The organism is Novosphingobium arvoryzae (assembly GCF_014652615.1).
In the GTDB taxonomy this organism is placed as follows: Bacteria; Pseudomonadota; Alphaproteobacteria; order Sphingomonadales; family Sphingomonadaceae; genus Novosphingobium; species Novosphingobium arvoryzae.
In genome coordinates, this window is record NZ_BMZD01000004.1 from 92,983 (window position 1) to 106,686 (window position 13,704).

At 67.6% G+C, this 13,704-nt stretch carries 14 protein-coding genes; 9 read left to right on the top strand and 5 right to left on the bottom strand.

Annotated elements, in window-relative coordinates; genetic code table 11:
- Positions 1-55 precede the first annotated feature (55 nt).
- Positions 56-622 (top strand): GNAT family N-acetyltransferase, encoded by a 567-nt coding sequence (locus tag IE113_RS09740; protein WP_189540894.1) that lies wholly within the window; start codon positions 56-58, stop codon positions 620-622.
- A gap of 61 nt (positions 623-683) precedes the next feature.
- Here the strand turns inward: IE113_RS09740 and IE113_RS09745 are convergent, their stop codons facing one another.
- Complete coding sequence (locus IE113_RS09745) at positions 684-1,613, bottom strand: metal-dependent hydrolase (protein ID WP_189540896.1); 930 nt, start codon at positions 1,611-1,613, stop codon at positions 684-686.
- A 28-nt stretch (positions 1,614-1,641) separates the two neighbouring features.
- On the opposite strand from IE113_RS09745, the gene IE113_RS09750 reads away from it, so the two are divergent.
- Positions 1,642-2,238 (top strand): TetR/AcrR family transcriptional regulator, encoded by a 597-nt coding sequence (locus IE113_RS09750; protein ID WP_189540898.1) that lies wholly within the window; start codon positions 1,642-1,644, stop codon positions 2,236-2,238.
- Here the strand turns inward: IE113_RS09750 and ygfZ are convergent.
- The gene (gene ygfZ / locus IE113_RS09755; RefSeq protein WP_189540900.1) at positions 2,235-2,945 is read right to left on the bottom strand and encodes a CAF17-like 4Fe-4S cluster assembly/insertion protein YgfZ; all 711 of its coding nucleotides are present in this window, start codon (positions 2,943-2,945) and stop codon (positions 2,235-2,237) included. The two genes, IE113_RS09750 and ygfZ, sit on opposite strands and share 4 nt — an antisense overlap.
- 44 nt (positions 2,946-2,989) lie before the next feature.
- Here ygfZ and pyrC point away from each other — a divergent pair, with 44 nt between their 5' ends.
- Positions 2,990-4,024 carry a dihydroorotase gene (gene pyrC / locus IE113_RS09760; RefSeq protein ID WP_189541366.1) on the top strand — a complete coding sequence of 345 codons (1,035 nt, stop codon included), beginning with the start codon at positions 2,990-2,992 and terminating at the stop codon, positions 4,022-4,024.
- Positions 4,025-4,156: 132 nt separating this feature from the next.
- Here pyrC and rarD read toward each other — a convergent pair whose 3' ends face one another.
- A complete protein-coding gene (rarD, locus tag IE113_RS09765) occupies positions 4,157-5,059 on the bottom strand; it encodes an EamA family transporter RarD (protein WP_189540902.1) in 903 nt (300 codons plus the stop codon).
- Positions 5,060-5,183: 124 nt separating this feature from the next.
- On the opposite strand from rarD, the gene IE113_RS09770 reads away from it, so the two are divergent.
- Together IE113_RS09770 and IE113_RS09775 are read left to right on the top strand one after the other, a co-directional pair.
- Positions 5,184-5,642, top strand: a complete 459-nt coding sequence (locus IE113_RS09770; protein ID WP_189540904.1) for a glycine zipper 2TM domain-containing protein — start codon at positions 5,184-5,186, stop codon at positions 5,640-5,642.
- A 101-nt stretch (positions 5,643-5,743) separates the two neighbouring features.
- Positions 5,744-6,451, top strand: a complete 708-nt coding sequence (locus IE113_RS09775) for a hypothetical protein (protein WP_189540906.1) — start codon at positions 5,744-5,746, stop codon at positions 6,449-6,451.
- Here the strand turns inward: IE113_RS09775 and astD are convergent, their stop codons facing one another.
- Positions 6,452-7,867, bottom strand: coding sequence for a succinylglutamate-semialdehyde dehydrogenase (astD, locus tag IE113_RS09780; protein ID WP_189540908.1), 1,416 nt, complete (start codon positions 7,865-7,867; stop codon positions 6,452-6,454).
- Positions 7,868-7,986: 119 nt separating this feature from the next.
- Complete coding sequence (locus IE113_RS09785; RefSeq protein ID WP_189540911.1) at positions 7,987-9,369, bottom strand: protein adenylyltransferase SelO family protein; 1,383 nt, start codon at positions 9,367-9,369, stop codon at positions 7,987-7,989.
- Positions 9,370-9,434: 65 nt separating this feature from the next.
- On the opposite strand from IE113_RS09785, the gene IE113_RS09790 reads away from it, so the two are divergent.
- The 4 genes from IE113_RS09790 to IE113_RS09805 all read left to right on the top strand — a co-directional run bounded on the left by IE113_RS09790 (position 9,435) and on the right by IE113_RS09805 (position 13,694).
- On the top strand, positions 9,435-10,295 hold the full coding sequence (locus tag IE113_RS09790) for an alpha/beta fold hydrolase (protein WP_189540912.1): 861 nt from the start codon (positions 9,435-9,437) through the stop codon (positions 10,293-10,295).
- Entirely contained in the window at positions 10,292-11,446 is a 1,155-nt protein-coding gene (locus IE113_RS09795) for a glycosyltransferase family 4 protein (protein WP_189540914.1), read from the top strand. The genes IE113_RS09790 and IE113_RS09795 overlap by 4 nt, the downstream gene beginning before the upstream one ends.
- 122 nt (positions 11,447-11,568) lie before the next feature.
- Positions 11,569-12,327, top strand: coding sequence for a tetratricopeptide repeat protein (locus IE113_RS09800; RefSeq protein WP_189540916.1), 759 nt, complete (start codon positions 11,569-11,571; stop codon positions 12,325-12,327).
- Positions 12,328-12,347: 20 nt separating this feature from the next.
- A complete protein-coding gene (locus IE113_RS09805) occupies positions 12,348-13,694 on the top strand; it encodes an outer membrane protein assembly factor BamB family protein (RefSeq protein WP_189540918.1) in 1,347 nt (448 codons plus the stop codon).
- The last annotated feature ends 10 nt before the right edge of the window (positions 13,695-13,704 follow it).

Consider the following 13,704-nt stretch of genomic DNA (forward strand, 5'->3'; position numbering starts at 1 on the left):
AATGTCACGCAAGGCCCCTACGCGGGCTGCGGGGCGACGAAGGGAGTGCGATCAAATGTTTATTCGCAGCGAACGGCTGTTCCTGCGGCCCGGCTGGCCGGAGGATTGGGAAGAACTGCTGGGCGGCATCGCTGACGAGGCGGTGGTCCGCAATCTGGCGCAGGCACCGTGGCCCTACACCGCGGACGACGCCCGCGCCTTCCTGCGCCAGCCGCAGGATCCGCGCCTGCCGAACTTTTTCGTGACCCTGCCGACCAGCGCCGCACCGGCCGAAATCATCGGCGGGATTGCGCTGATGCGCGGTGAGAGCGGGGCGGAACTGGGCTACTGGATCGCGCCTGACCATTGGGGGCAGGGCTATGCCACCGAGGCCACGCGCGCGGTTCTGGGTCTGGCGCGGACGCTGGGGCATCGCCGGGTGACGGCGGGGCCGTTCACCGACAATCCCGCTTCGGCGCGGGTGCTGCGCAAGGCCGGCTTTCGCCCGACCGGCGAAATGCGCGCCTGCTATAGCCGCGCGCGCGGGCGCACGGTGCCAGCCGCCATCCACGCGATCGAGCTGGGGGAACCCGGCAGCTGCGACGGCGGCGACGATGGCGTTCCGGCCATGCGCGCCGCCTGAACCCAACAAAAAGGCCCCGAACCAGCGCGGTTCGGGGCCCTTTCTTTTCTGAGGAATACGCTCAGGCCGATTGGAGCCGGGCGTCCTGAAACTCGCTGTCGGCCTTGCCGATGAGGGCGCGGTCGTCGTGGTTCCACGGGTGGAAGCCGGGCATGAAATAGGCGAACCAGGCCGGGATGATCCGGCGCAGCACGCCGGGAGTGCCCAGCAGGTACCAGGCCAGCTTCAGCTTCACTTTCGGACCGGTCAGCCCGTCTTGCGCCAGCAGTTCCAGCGTGTCGTTCCAGCGGTTGCGGATGAAGTTCACGGTGATGACCAGCATCATCAGCGACTTCAGCTTCCAGCGGCGCCAGCGGCTCCAGTCGCGCGTGGCATGGCGGAAGGTGTCGAACGCGACACCCTTGTGCTCGATCTCCTCGATCGCGTGCCAGCGCCACATCGCCACGGTTTCCGGCTCACCGCCCGCGAAGTGCTGCGGGTTGGCCAGGAATTCGTGCGCCATCATCGCGGTGTAGTGTTCCAGCGCCATCGTCGCGGTCAGGTTCACGATCGCCGGGCGCTGCTTGATCATCGCCATCAGTTCTTCCAGCCGCGCGTCGATCTTCGAGAGGTCATAGCCGGCATCCACTGCCGCCTTGTTGAACACCACGTGTTCGCGGGTGTGGTTGATTTCCTGCTTCACGAAAGCGCGGATTTCTTCTTCCAGCTTCGGCGGCACGCCATCGCGGTGGGCCTTGACCGCTTCGATGAACATGGCCTCGCCGCGCGGGAACGTGGCCGACAGGGCGTTGTGCCAGGCGGTGGCGATGGGATCGTTGTTCAGCCACCAGCGGCTGGGCTGCCTGGTGCGGCCAAAACGCTGGTCGCGAATGGTGATCACCAGATCGTCCGGGGTCGGCGTGACCAGATCGGCCACAGGTGCCTTGCCCGACGGGGCGGTGGGTTCTAGGGCGGAGTTGGGTTCCAGCGGGAACTTGGTCGGTGCGTTCATGCCGCTAAAGATAGAGTAACTGACACCAATGTCAATAAGGAAGCGTCTCACCCAGGAAGAGAGCCGCACTGCGGCCCTGGAAGCCGCGCGCGCGCTGCTGATCGAACTGGGGCCGCAGGCGGTCACGCTGAAGGCGGTTGCCTCGCGAATCGGGCGTACGCACGCCAACCTGCTCCACCATTTCGGCTCGGCCGCAGGGCTGCAAAAGGCGCTGGCCGAACACCTGGCCGTCACCATCTGCGCCACGATCGAGGACGCGGTGATCGCCAGCCGGACGGGGCAGGGCAGCCCGCGCGACGTGGTCGACCTGACGTTCGATGCCTTCGACAAGGAAGGCGGTGCCGCGCTGGCCAGCTGGATGTTGGTCAGCGGGAACGAGGATGCGCTCGATCCGATCGTCGATGTGATTCACGATCTGGTGACCGGGCTGGATGATTTCGGATCCGGGCAGATGCGCGACACGACTCACGCCCTGTGCCTTCTCGCGCTGGGCGATGCGCTGATGGGCGGCGCCCTCACGCACTCGCTGGGCCTGCCGCGCAGTTCGGCGCGCGATACGGCGGAAAAGATGCTGGTCGAAGCGGCAGTCCACGCCGGAATCGTGGTGCCGGGGCCGATTGGCTAGGCCAGGTTCAGCCACTCCGGCAACCATTCGGGGGCGATGTCCTCGACCCGGCGATGATCGACGGCAAGCCCTAGCTCCGGGTAGGTCGTCCGTTGGCGGGCCGGATCGGATGCCGCCAGCGGCAGCACCACCAGCCGCCGGTTGACCTTTTGCCGCCAGTTCATCCGCGCGGTGTTTTCCTGCCCGACATAGCAGCCCTTGGTGAAGCTGACGCCGCCCAGTTCGGCCGCGTTGCATTCCAGCCAGAGCAGGTCGGTCAGTTCTGCCGCGCCTTCGCACACGCCGTGGCTCAGCCGGTGCGCGAGCCACGCCGCATCCGCCGCTTCGCCTTCCTGCGCGCCCAGCCAGCGCTGACCAAGTGCGGACAGGCGCGGATCGGGGGCGGGGCCGGTGCCGGCCTGCCAGTGAACCGCCAGCGAATCGTCCCGGGCGATGGCGATCTTGCGGCGCAGGCGGTAGAGCGACAGGCGCCTGGCCAGCGCATCGGCATGGGCGGCTTCGCAGTCGATCAGCAGGTCCGCGCCGTCACCGTGGACGATGAAGTCGAACAGCACTTTGCCTTGCGGCGAGAGCAGTGCCGCCCAGGCCGGCAGCGCGCCGGTCACATCGTTCGTCACCAACCCCTGCAGAAAGGCGCGGACATCCTCGTCCGGCTCACTCGGGGACAGGCGGATTACGGCGCGAGCGGTGAGGCGGGTTGCAGTCATGGATGACAGATAGGGGGCGCTTTGCCTAAGGGGAAGGGATGACCATCCCGACTCGCCTGACGATCCGCCGCCCTGATGACTGGCACGTGCACTTGCGCGATGGAGCGCTGCTGGCCGGGGTCGCCCCGTGGACCGCGCGCCAGTTCGCCCGCGCCATCGTGATGCCCAATCTTTCGCCGCCGATGACCGACGTGGCGGGCGTTGCGGCTTACCGCGACCGGATCCTGGCGGCGCTGCCGGAGGGGAGCGACTTCACCCCGCTGATGACGCTCTATCTGACCGATTCGACCGACCCGGAGGAGGTCGCGCGCGGGTTTGCGGCGGGCGTGTTCGTTGCGGCAAAGCTCTATCCGGCGCATGCCACCACTGGCTCCGCCCACGGGGTGACGGACATCGCCAACATTCGCGCGGTGCTGGAAACGATGCAGAAGATCGGCATGCCGCTGCTGGTGCATGGCGAAGTGACCGATGCGCACGTCGACATCTTCGACCGCGAGGCCGTGTTCATCGACCGCACGATGACCGCGCTGGTGCGCGACATGCCTGACCTGAAGGTGGTGTTCGAACACATCACGACCGAGGAAGCCGCGCAGTTCGTGGCCGAGGCGAGCGACAAGGTGGCCGCGACCATCACCCCGCAGCACCTGCACCTCAACCGCAACGCCATGCTGGTCGGCGGCATTCGCCCGCACGCTTATTGCCTGCCGGTGGCCAAGCGCGAAAAGCACCGGCTGGCGCTGCGCAAGGCGGCGACTTCGGGCAGCGCGAAGTTCTTCCTGGGCACCGATACCGCGCCGCATGCCAAGCACCTGAAGGAAGCCGCCTGTGGCTGTGCGGGTCTGTTCAATGCCCCGTTCGCGCTGGAAAGCTATATCACCGCGTTCGATCAGGAAGGGGCGCTCGACAAGTTCGAGGCGTTCGCATCCGAAAACGGCCCACGCTTCTACGGCTTGCCGCTGAACGAAGGCACGGTGACGCTGGAGCGCGGGGACGTGGTGGTGCCAGAGGTGATCGACGCGAATGGGACCGCCATCGTGCCGTTCCACGCGGGCGAAACGCTGGGCTGGCGGCTGGTTTAGATTCTGTTCCACTAGCGTGGAAGCGGCACCGGCCCGCTCCCCCGCCCGGCCACCCAACAATAGTACCCTATGGGTGGCCGGGCGGGGGAGTGGGCCGGTGCCGCGACTGTTTCAGTGTAACTGAAACAGACTCTAAGCCGCCCGCGCGGCCTTGCGCTTGGCCAGCAGGTCCCACACGAACAGCGCAATCGCGCACCAGATCAGGATGAAGCACACGACCTGCGTGGTGCCGAGCGGCTCGGACGACAGGAAGAAGGCCTGCACGAACACCATCGTCGGGTCGATATACTGGACCATGCCCAGCACCGAATAATCCATCCGCTGCGCCGCCACCGCGAACAGGATCAGCGGCACGGCGGTTACCAGCCCGGCGCAGGCGAGCAGCGCGCTGAGCGACCATTCGTGGCCGAACGAAATGCCCTGCGGGGTCGTGGCCGCCCAGCCGATCAGGCCCACGGCCAGCGGCAGCAGGACGATGGTTTCCACCGTCAGCCCCGGCAGCGATCCCACCGGGGTCAGCTTGCGCACCAGCCCATAGCCGCAGAACGAGACCGCCAGCGCGAGGCTGATCCCCAGCATGTCGAGCGCGTCCCATGCCAGCAGCGAAACCCCCGCCGCCGCCAGCGCCACGCCCCCCCACTGGCGATGGCTCAGCCGTTCGCCCAGGAACAGCGTGCCCGCCAGCACGTTTGCCAGCGGGTTGATGTAGTAACCCAGGCTGGCGGCGAAGACGTGGCCCTGCTGGATCGCGACGATATAGGTCAGCCAGTTGGTGGCGATCAGCAGCGCGCTGAGCGTCAGCAGCATCAGCACGCGGCGATTGGTCAGCGCGGCCCACAGTTCCTTTGATTGTCCCGCGACGGCCACGAACAGCGCGCAGACCGGCAGCGTGAACAGGATCCGCCAGCCGACGAATTCGAACGGTGGCACCGTTTTGAACAGCACCAGGTAGAGCGGCAGCAGACCCCAGATGAGGTGTGCGCCCAGCGCGAAAGGCAGGCCGCTTTTGCGCGGCACGGGCTGATCGTGTTCCATCCGCTGGTCGCGCTAGCGAAGAAAAATCACCGCGACACGCAAAATGTGCGTTCCTGACAGCGCGGTTGCCGCTCGTTCAGGTTGAGGGGCTTATAGCTGAACGCAAGAGATCAGGAGAACGATCATGTCGAAGTTCCTCAAGACTGCCGCCCTTGCCCTGACCGTTCCCGCCGTGCTGGCAACCGCGATGCCTGCCGCCGCCCGCGACCGCGACTGGGACGATCGCGGTGGCCGCTGGGAACAGCGGGACCGGTATGACCGCTACGAAGGCCGTTACGAAACCCGTCGGGGCGATTACCGCCGCGATCGGGGCTATGGCGACTATGGCCGCTACCAGACCCGCGTGCGTTATGACGAGCCGATCTATGCCAACACCCGCGTCTGGCATGGTGACGATGGCCGCTATTACTGCCGCCGCAGCGACGGCACGACGGGCCTTGTGATCGGCGGCGTGGCGGGTGCGCTGATTGGCCGCGAAGTCGCTGGCCGCCGGGGCGACCGCACGGTTGGCGCAATTCTCGGCGCTGCGGGCGGGGCACTGCTGGGCCGCGCGATCGATCGCGGCGGATCGAGCTGCCGCTGAGTTTTTTCACGGGACTTCCCTCTCCCTGAACCTTGCGCCTCCGGGTCCGTGCGATCCGGGGGCGCTTTCTTGTTAACCAGCGGTGGGTTAGAGGTGCGGTGATGTCCGCCGCCCGCGCCATGCTTCTGCCCGTCGTGTTGCTGCTCACCGCTTGCGGTTCGGGCGCGCCGGAGGCCGACCCGCTGGCCGAGCGCGACCCGGCAGTCACCGCTGCGCTGGCCGACCCGCTGATGGCCGACCCGGACCTGACCAGCCAGAACCGGGGCAACGCTGCGCTGACCGGGGGCGGACCGGCGGCGGGTGAAATCCCGCCCTTCAAGCGCGGTCAGGCCGAACTCGACGCGGCCCGAGCCGCTGCACTCGATCTGGTGGGCGGGGCCCTGCGCGCGGCCCCTGCGGCCAGTGCGGAGCAGGAAACTTCGCCGGCCGATGCCGCCACTGCCGCAGCCTTGGTGCGCGCGCTCCCGTGGGGCCGCAGTTGTGCCGACAAACTGGGCTATACCGCCGCATGGGCCGCGAAACTGCCGCCAGCCCTGCCGGTCTACCCGCGCGGACACGTGCAGGAAGCGGCTGGCAGCGATGCCGCCGGGTGCCGCATTCGCGCCGTCAATTTCCAGACGCCGGTTCCCGGCAGCGAAGTCGTGGATTTCTATGCCACCGTGGCGGGCAAGGGCGGCTTTGCCCTGACCGCTGGCCGGGCGGGTGCCGACCTGACGCTGACCGGGAAAGCGGGCGGCAGCGTGTTCGCGCTGTTCGTGCGTGAGCGTGCGGGCGTGACCGAGGTCAACCTGGTCACCAGCGGCGGCTGATCAGCTTTCGCGCAGGCCCACGCCGATCATCGCGCGCGGCTGTTCCATCTCGTTCGAGGCCACCGGATAGGCGCAGTAATCCGCGGCGTAATAGGCGCTGGGGCGATGGTTGCCCGACAGGCCCACGCCGCCGAAGGGCGCGGCCGAGGAAGCGCCGTTGGTCGGGCGGTTCCAGTTGATGACCCCGGCGCGGATGTTGGCCCAGAAGCGGTTATATTCCGCCGGGGTGCCGCCCACCAGCGAGGCGGACAGGCCGAAGCGGCTATTGTTCGCCTCGGCAATGGCTTCGTCGAAATCGCCCACGCGGATCACTTGCAGCAGCGGGCCGAACAGTTCGACATCTGGCCGGTCCTTCACCCCGGTCACGTCGATGATCGCGGGGGACAGGAACGGCAGGTCGTCGCGCGGGCGGACCAGGTGCTTGATCGCCTTGCCGCCGTGGCTGAGCAGGTAGAGGAAGCTTTCGGTCAGCCCGTCGGCGCTCTGGTTGTCGATCACCGGGCCCATGAACGGGGCGGGATCGTCAAACGGGGCGCCCACGATGATCCGGTCGGCCAGGCGCTTCACCTCGGCGATCACGGCGTCATACATGGTCGACTTGATGATGAGGCGGCGACCGGCGGTGCAGCGCTGCCCGGCAGTGGTGAAGGCCGATTGCACGACCAGCGCCGCGGCATCGGTGATCTTGGGCGTGTCCCACAGCACGATCGGGTTGTTGCCGCCCATTTCCAGCGCGACGATCTTGTCCGGCCGGGCGGCGAGCTTGCGGTTGATCGCGATCCCGGCGTGGGCACTGCCGGTGAACAGCACGCCGTCGATCCCGTCATGCGCGACCAGCGCCTGTCCTTCCTCCGGGCCGCCGACCAGCAGCTGCACGATGGCGGCGGAAATCCCGGCGCGGTGAAAGCACTGCACCAGCGCCTCGCCCGTGGCGGGGGTTTTCTCGCTCGGCTTGAACACCACCGCGTTGCCCGCGATCAGCGCGGGGACGATGTGGCCGTTGGGCAGGTGCGCGGGGAAGTTGTAGGGGCCCAGCACCGCCATCACGCCGTGCGGCTTGTGGCGGAGTGCGGCGGTGCCCTGCAGCGCGCCGTCCAGTTTGCGCTGCGAAGTCCGCTCGGCATAGGCACGGATCGAAATCTCGACCTTGTTGACCACGCTCTCGACTTCGGTGCGGGATTCCCACAGCGGCTTGCCGGTTTCCCGGGAGATCAGGGTAGCGAGCTTTTCCGCGTCCTTGCGCACTTCGTTGGCGAAGCGGCGCATCAGTTCCATGCGGTTGGACAGCGGCTGCGCGGCCCAGGCCGGCCAAGCCCGGCGGGCGCGATCCACGATATCGTCCACGTTGCCGCGCTTGCCGCGCCACAGTTCCGCCCCAGTGGCGGGTTCAAAGGAAATGATCTGCGAAGTGCCCAAAATTCCCGTCCCAGTTCTGGTATGCCGGTTGCGACCCCGGGGAGAGGCCCAGCCTTAGCTGGTCCGCTTGTCCAAGAAAAGCCTTGCGCCCCTGATAACCGCAAACCCTGACTTTTTGCTTACCACGGCACTCCGAGTGCTTCGCCCAGCCGCCGGATCGCAGCAATCTGCTCGGCCAGTGGCGCCCAGTCGTCCGCCGTATCGATGGCTGACCAGATCCGTTCGACCTCGTCGAGCACCAGGGTTGGCGGAGCCGGCTCGTTCCACAACGGGTGCGCCGCGCCAGCCGGACGATAGCCGCGCAGCGCCGTGCCAAAGTCCCCGTCAGGCGGATTGGCGCCATGGCGATGACGGTGGAAGAACACGTCGGGCGATGAGCCGCTGTCGCGCATGGCGCGCTCGGCGTGGGCGATCAGCGCGGAATCGGCTTCGAACCCTTGCGATTCCAGCCCCAGCCGCCACAGGAACTGGCGGGCCAGCGCCTGCTGGTAAAGCAGGGCAAAGCGATTGAGCGCGGCAATCAGCGGCTCAGCCGGGACCAGCTGGCGCAGCGCGATGGCCAGTTGCCCGCAATTCCAGTGCAGCGCTTCCGGCTGGCGGCCAAATGCGTAAAGCCCGTTGTGGTCGAAATAGGCGGCGGTGAAGGCCGGGTCCCACCGGGGCAGCCAGCGCCACGGGCCATAGTCGAAACTTTCGCCCGAAATGTTCATGTTGTCGGTGTTGAGCACGCCGTGAACGAAGCCGGCGGCCATCCACTGCGCGGCGAGCGCAGCGAGCCGTTCGACCACCTGGTGCAGCAGGATCACCGCCGGTTCATCCCGCCCCGGCGCGTCGGCGGGCGGGGGCGGTCCGGGAAATTGCGCCAGGCAATATTCTATCAGCGCGGCCATGTTGTCCGGCTGCTCCAGCACCGCGAGCCGCTGGAACGTGCCGATCCGGATATGACCGTGGCTCAGCCGGACCATCACCGCGGAGCGGGTGGGCGAGGGCTCGTCCTGCCGGTAGAGGTCCTCGCCCGTCTCGATCACCGAGAATGTCTTGCTGGTGTTGACCCCCAGCGCCTCGAGCATTTCCGTGGCGAGGATTTCCCGCACCGCGCCCTTCAGCGTCAGGCGCCCGTCGCCCTGCCGGCTCCACGGTGTCTGCCCGGAGCCCTTGGTGCCCAGGTCCAGCAAGCGGCCCGCACCATCGCGCAGCTGGGCAAACAGAAAGCCCCGGCCATCGCCCAGTTCCGGGTTGTATACGCGGAACTGGTGGCCGTGATAGCGCAGCGCCAGTGGCTGGGGCAGATTGCCGGGCAGGGCCTCGAACCGGCCGAAATGGCGGGTCCAGTCCGCATCCGTCAGGTCGGCCAGGCCAACCGCGTTGTCCCAGCGGCGGTTGCGAAAGCGCAGTGTGGTGGCGGGGAAGTCCGCCGCGCGCACCGGATCGGCCAGCCACGGGGCCAGTGCCGAAATGGGCGTGTCAGGTGAATAGCCGGCGGCTTGCGGTTCTGCGCGCATCGGGCAATAGTGGCGATGAACCTCGCGCGGCACAAGCTGCGCCAACAAGGATTTCTGGCATTACCATGACCGCTTACGCCGACCGTTTCTGGACCAGCCGGGACGGGCTGAAACTGCATTACCGCGAATATGTCGGGCGCGAAGACCGTCCGCCGGTAATCTGCCTGCCCGGCCTGACCCGCAATGCCCGCGATTTCGAAACCCTGGCCGAACGGCTGGCGGGCGAATGGCGGGTGCTGTGCCCTGAAAACCGGGGCCGGGGCGACAGCGCCTATGCCAAGGATTCGGCCACCTACAACCCGCTGCAATACGTGCAGGATCTGGGCGCGCTGTTCGAGGAAGCCGGGATCGAGCGGTTCGTGGCCATCGGCACCTCGCTGGGCGGGCTGCTGACGATGATCATGGCGATGACCACGCCCGAAAAGCTGGCTGGGGCGGTGCTCAACGACATCGGGCCGGAAATCAACCCCGAGGGGCTGGAGCGCATTCGCGGCTATGTCGGGCAGGGCCGCAATTTCCCCACGTGGATGCACGCCGCGCGCGCGCTGGAGGAATCGCAAGGGTCGGCCTTCCCCGATTTCACGGCCGAGGACTGGCTGGCGATGGCCAAGCGCTGCATGGTGGTGGGCAGCAACGGGCGGATCGTGTTCGATTACGACATGAAGATCGCCGAACCGTTCTCGCAGCCGGGTGGCGAAGCCGGGGTCGACATGTGGCCCGGCGTTGACGGGCTGGCGGGCAAGCCGGTGCTGCTGCTGCGCGGCGAATTGTCGGACCTGTTCACGCCGGAAACGCTGGCGGCGATGGCCGCGCGCCTGCCGGGCTGCGAAACCGTCACCGTCCCGCGCGTTGGCCATGCGCCCACGCTGGATGAGCCGGAATCGTTCGCCGCGATCCAGCGGCTGCTGGCCAAAGTGGCTGGATGAGCGCGAAACCAGCGGCGCCGCGCCTGCGGTTGCTGCATCTGCATTCCAGCTTTTCGCCGGGCGGCAAGGAACTGCGCGCGGCAAAGCTGATGAACGCGTTCGGGCCGGGAATCGACCACACCGTCGTGTCGGCGGTGCCGGGGGAACTGGGCGCGGCCAGCGCGGTCGATCCGGCGATCAGCGTCCATTATCCGGATGATTTCCCGGCGCTGGCGGGCCGCCCCTGGCCGCGCCGGCTGATGGGAATTGCGCAGGCGATGCGCGGGTTCGATCTGGTGCTGACCTATAACTGGGGCGCCATGGACGCGGTCATGGCCCACACCCTGTTTGCCGAGGCGCTCAACCTGCCGCCACTGGTGCATCACGAGGATGGCTTCAACCAGGACGAGGCGGAGCGGCTGAAGCCCGCGCGCAACCTGTTCCGCCGCATCGCGCTGTTCCGCGCGCAGGCGCTGGTGGTGCCCTCGCAGCGGCTGGAACAGATCGCGCGCACCGTGTGGCAGCAACCGGCAGCCAGGGTCCGGCGGGTGCCGAACGGCATTCCCGTTGCAGCCTATGCCCACCGGCCAGAGCCCGATGTCCTGCCGCGCCTGATCAAGCATCCCGGCGAATACTGGCTGGGCACGCTGGCGGGCCTGCGCAAGGTCAAGAACCTGCCCCGGCTGGTCCGCGCCTTTGCCGCGCTGCCCGAGGAATGGCAGCTGGTGATTGTCGGCGAAGGGCCGGAACGCGATGCAATCCGGGCAGAGGCGGTCGCGCTGAACATCGGCCACCGCGTCCACTTGCCCGGCTTCGCGCCCGATCCGGCCAGGGTGGTGGGCCTGTTCGACCTGTTCGCGCTCTCGTCCGACAGCGAACAGTTCCCGATTTCGGTGGTGGAGGCGATGGCCGCCGGGCTTGCCGTGGTCGCCCCGCAAGTGGGCGATGTGGCGGCGATGGTGGCCGAGCCGAACCGCCGGTTCCTGACCCCCATCGGCGATGACGCGGCCTTGGCCGCAGCGCTGGCCGACCTTGCCGCAGATGCCCAGACCCGCGCGGTGATCGGAGCCGCAAACCGCTCGAAGGTGGAGGCGGAGTATGACGAAGCGACGATGGTCGCGACTTATGCGCGGATCTATGCCGGGGCGATGGGGAAGGTAAAGTTTCCCTGATCCGCGCTCTACTCTCATTCACCCGCGCTTAAGCGGGCAAAAGCCACAGATCGGGCGTTGAAAAGGCCCACCCTTGCGCTAAACAGCCCGCCAGAGCGTAGTTTACCAGAAAGCATACCGAATTGGCCCTGCCTACCACTCCTTCCGCACCTTCCGGCAAGCCTGCGAATGATCGCGATGCGGCCCAGCAGGACGTGTTCCTGCGCGAAGTGGATGAAGCGCTGCGCGAGCAGCAGATGGTCGATATTGCCAAGCGTTACGGCAAGCTGATCGGCGGCGGCATCGCGCTGTTGCTGGCGGGGTTGGGCGGCTATCTGTACTGGGATCACTCAGTCAAGCAGGCCGCTGGCGAAGTCAGCGAAAAGACCACGCTGGTGCTCGATCGGCTGGCTGCCGGGCCGACCTCTGCCGGGGCCGCGCTCAAGGATCTGGAAGCGCTGAAGAGCGAAGGTAGCGCGGGCGCGCGCGCGAATGCCGCGATGCTCCATGCCGCCGCGCTGGTCCAGACCGGCAAGGCAGAGGAAGCCGCCAAGGAATTTGCCGCGCTGGCCGCCAATCCGGAAGCGCCGCAGCCGCTGCGCGATCTGGCCGCGATCCGCGAACTGGCGATCCGGTTCGACGCCGTGCCGCCGCAGCAGGTCATCGACCGGCTGAAGCCGCTGGCCGTGCCGGGCAATCCGTGGTTCGGCAGCGCGGGCGAGCTGGTGGGCATGGCCTACCTCAAGCAGGGCAAGCCGGATCTGGCCGGGCCGCTGTTCGCCGCGATCGGCAAGGACAAGGATGTGCCGCAATCGCTGGCGTCGCGGATGCGGCAGCTGGCGGGGCAGCTCGGATACGAATCAGGCGATGCCGCCGCCACTGTGGCCCCGGCGCAGAACTGACCCAAAGTCACAAGGACGAGATGATGCCGTCACCCCAAATTACCCGCCGTCTGGCCGCCCCGCTGGCGGTGGTCCTGGCCGTCGCCCTGTCAGGCTGCGGCGTGTTCGGCGGCAAGGACAAGCCGACGACGCCGACCATCGGCAACCGCATCCCGATCCTGTCGAAGGTCGATACGTCGGCCAAGGTCGATCCGGCGCTGGCCGGCATCAGCGTGATCGTGCCGCCCGCCACGGCCAATGCCGATTGGCCGCAGGCCGGCGGCACCGCCAACAAGAACATCGGCAACCTGGCCCTGTCGGCCAGCCCGGCCCGCTCGTGGTCGGTGCAGATCGCCGGTTCGACCAAGAAGCAGCGCCTGGGCGCTTCGCCGGTGGTCGGCGGCGGACAGCTGTTCGTGATGGACACCGATGGCGTGGTTCACGCGTTTGACGCGCAGACCGGCGCGGCCCGCTGGCGGCAGGGCTTCCAGATCCAGGGCGATGGCTCCAACTCGGTCTATGGCGGCGGCGCGGCCTATGACAGCGGGCGCGTTTACATCACCACCGGCATGGGCGAAGTCGCCGCGTTGGACGCGACCGACGGCAAGGTGCTGTGGAAGGTCAAGCCGGCCGGGCCGCTGCGCGGTTCGCCGACCATCGCCTATAACGCGGTGTTCGTGATGACCATGGACAACCAGCTGTGGTCGCTCAACGCGGCGGATGGCGCGCCGCTCTGGAACGAAACCTCCTCCACCGGGCAGACCGGGGTGTTCGGCGTGGCCGCGCCCGCTGCCGGGCAGGGCACCGTGATCGCGGGCTTTTCCACCGGTGAACTGACCGCGTTCCGCTATGAAAACGGCCGCCAGCTGTGGAACGACGCGCTGGCGCGCACTTCGCTGTCGACGTCGGTCGGCGTGCTGACCGACATCGACGCCGATCCGATCATCGACCGCGGCCGGGTCTATGCGCTGGGTCAGGGCGGGCGCATGGCCGCTTATGAACTGGTGACCGGCCAGCGCATCTGGGAACTCAACCTCGCGGGGATTTCCACCCCGGCGATCGCGGGCGACTGGATCTTCACGCTGACCGACGATGGCAAGCTGCTGTGCATGGCGCGCACCACCGGCAAGGTCCGCTGGCTGGCGCAGCTGGCCCAGTATGAAAATCCGGAAAAGAAGAAGAACCCGATCTTCTGGACCGGTCCGGTGCTGGCCGGGGAGCGCCTGTGGTTTGCCAACTCGCGCGGGGAAATCCACTCCGCCGGGATCGCCGATGGCCAGCCGCGCCTGTTTGCCGAGCTGAAGGAGCCGGTCACGCTGGCCCCGATCGTGGCGGGCGGCACGCTCTATGTGCTGGACGACAGCGGCCGGATCACCGCGTTCCGCTGACCCGCGTTAC

Bases quoted from the DNA above. Each gene is read 5' to 3' on its own strand.
- IE113_RS09740 (WP_189540894.1), top strand. From the start codon at position 56: ATGTTTATTCGCAGCGAACGGCTGTTCCTGCGGCCCGGCTGGCCGGAG.
- IE113_RS09745 (WP_189540896.1), bottom strand. From the start codon at position 1,613: ATGAACGCACCGACCAAGTTCCCGCTGGAACCCAACTCCGCCCTAGAA.
- IE113_RS09750 (WP_189540898.1), top strand. From the start codon at position 1,642: ATGTCAATAAGGAAGCGTCTCACCCAGGAAGAGAGCCGCACTGCGGCC.
- ygfZ (WP_189540900.1), bottom strand. From the start codon at position 2,945: ATGACTGCAACCCGCCTCACCGCTCGCGCCGTAATCCGCCTGTCCCCG.
- rarD (WP_189540902.1), bottom strand. From the start codon at position 5,059: ATGGAACACGATCAGCCCGTGCCGCGCAAAAGCGGCCTGCCTTTCGCG.
- IE113_RS09770 (WP_189540904.1), top strand. From the start codon at position 5,184: ATGTCGAAGTTCCTCAAGACTGCCGCCCTTGCCCTGACCGTTCCCGCC.
- IE113_RS09775 (WP_189540906.1), top strand. From the start codon at position 5,744: ATGTCCGCCGCCCGCGCCATGCTTCTGCCCGTCGTGTTGCTGCTCACC.
- IE113_RS09785 (WP_189540911.1), bottom strand. From the start codon at position 9,369: ATGCGCGCAGAACCGCAAGCCGCCGGCTATTCACCTGACACGCCCATT.
- IE113_RS09790 (WP_189540912.1), top strand. From the start codon at position 9,435: ATGACCGCTTACGCCGACCGTTTCTGGACCAGCCGGGACGGGCTGAAA.
- IE113_RS09795 (WP_189540914.1), top strand. From the start codon at position 10,292: ATGAGCGCGAAACCAGCGGCGCCGCGCCTGCGGTTGCTGCATCTGCAT.
- IE113_RS09805 (WP_189540918.1), top strand. From the start codon at position 12,348: ATGATGCCGTCACCCCAAATTACCCGCCGTCTGGCCGCCCCGCTGGCG.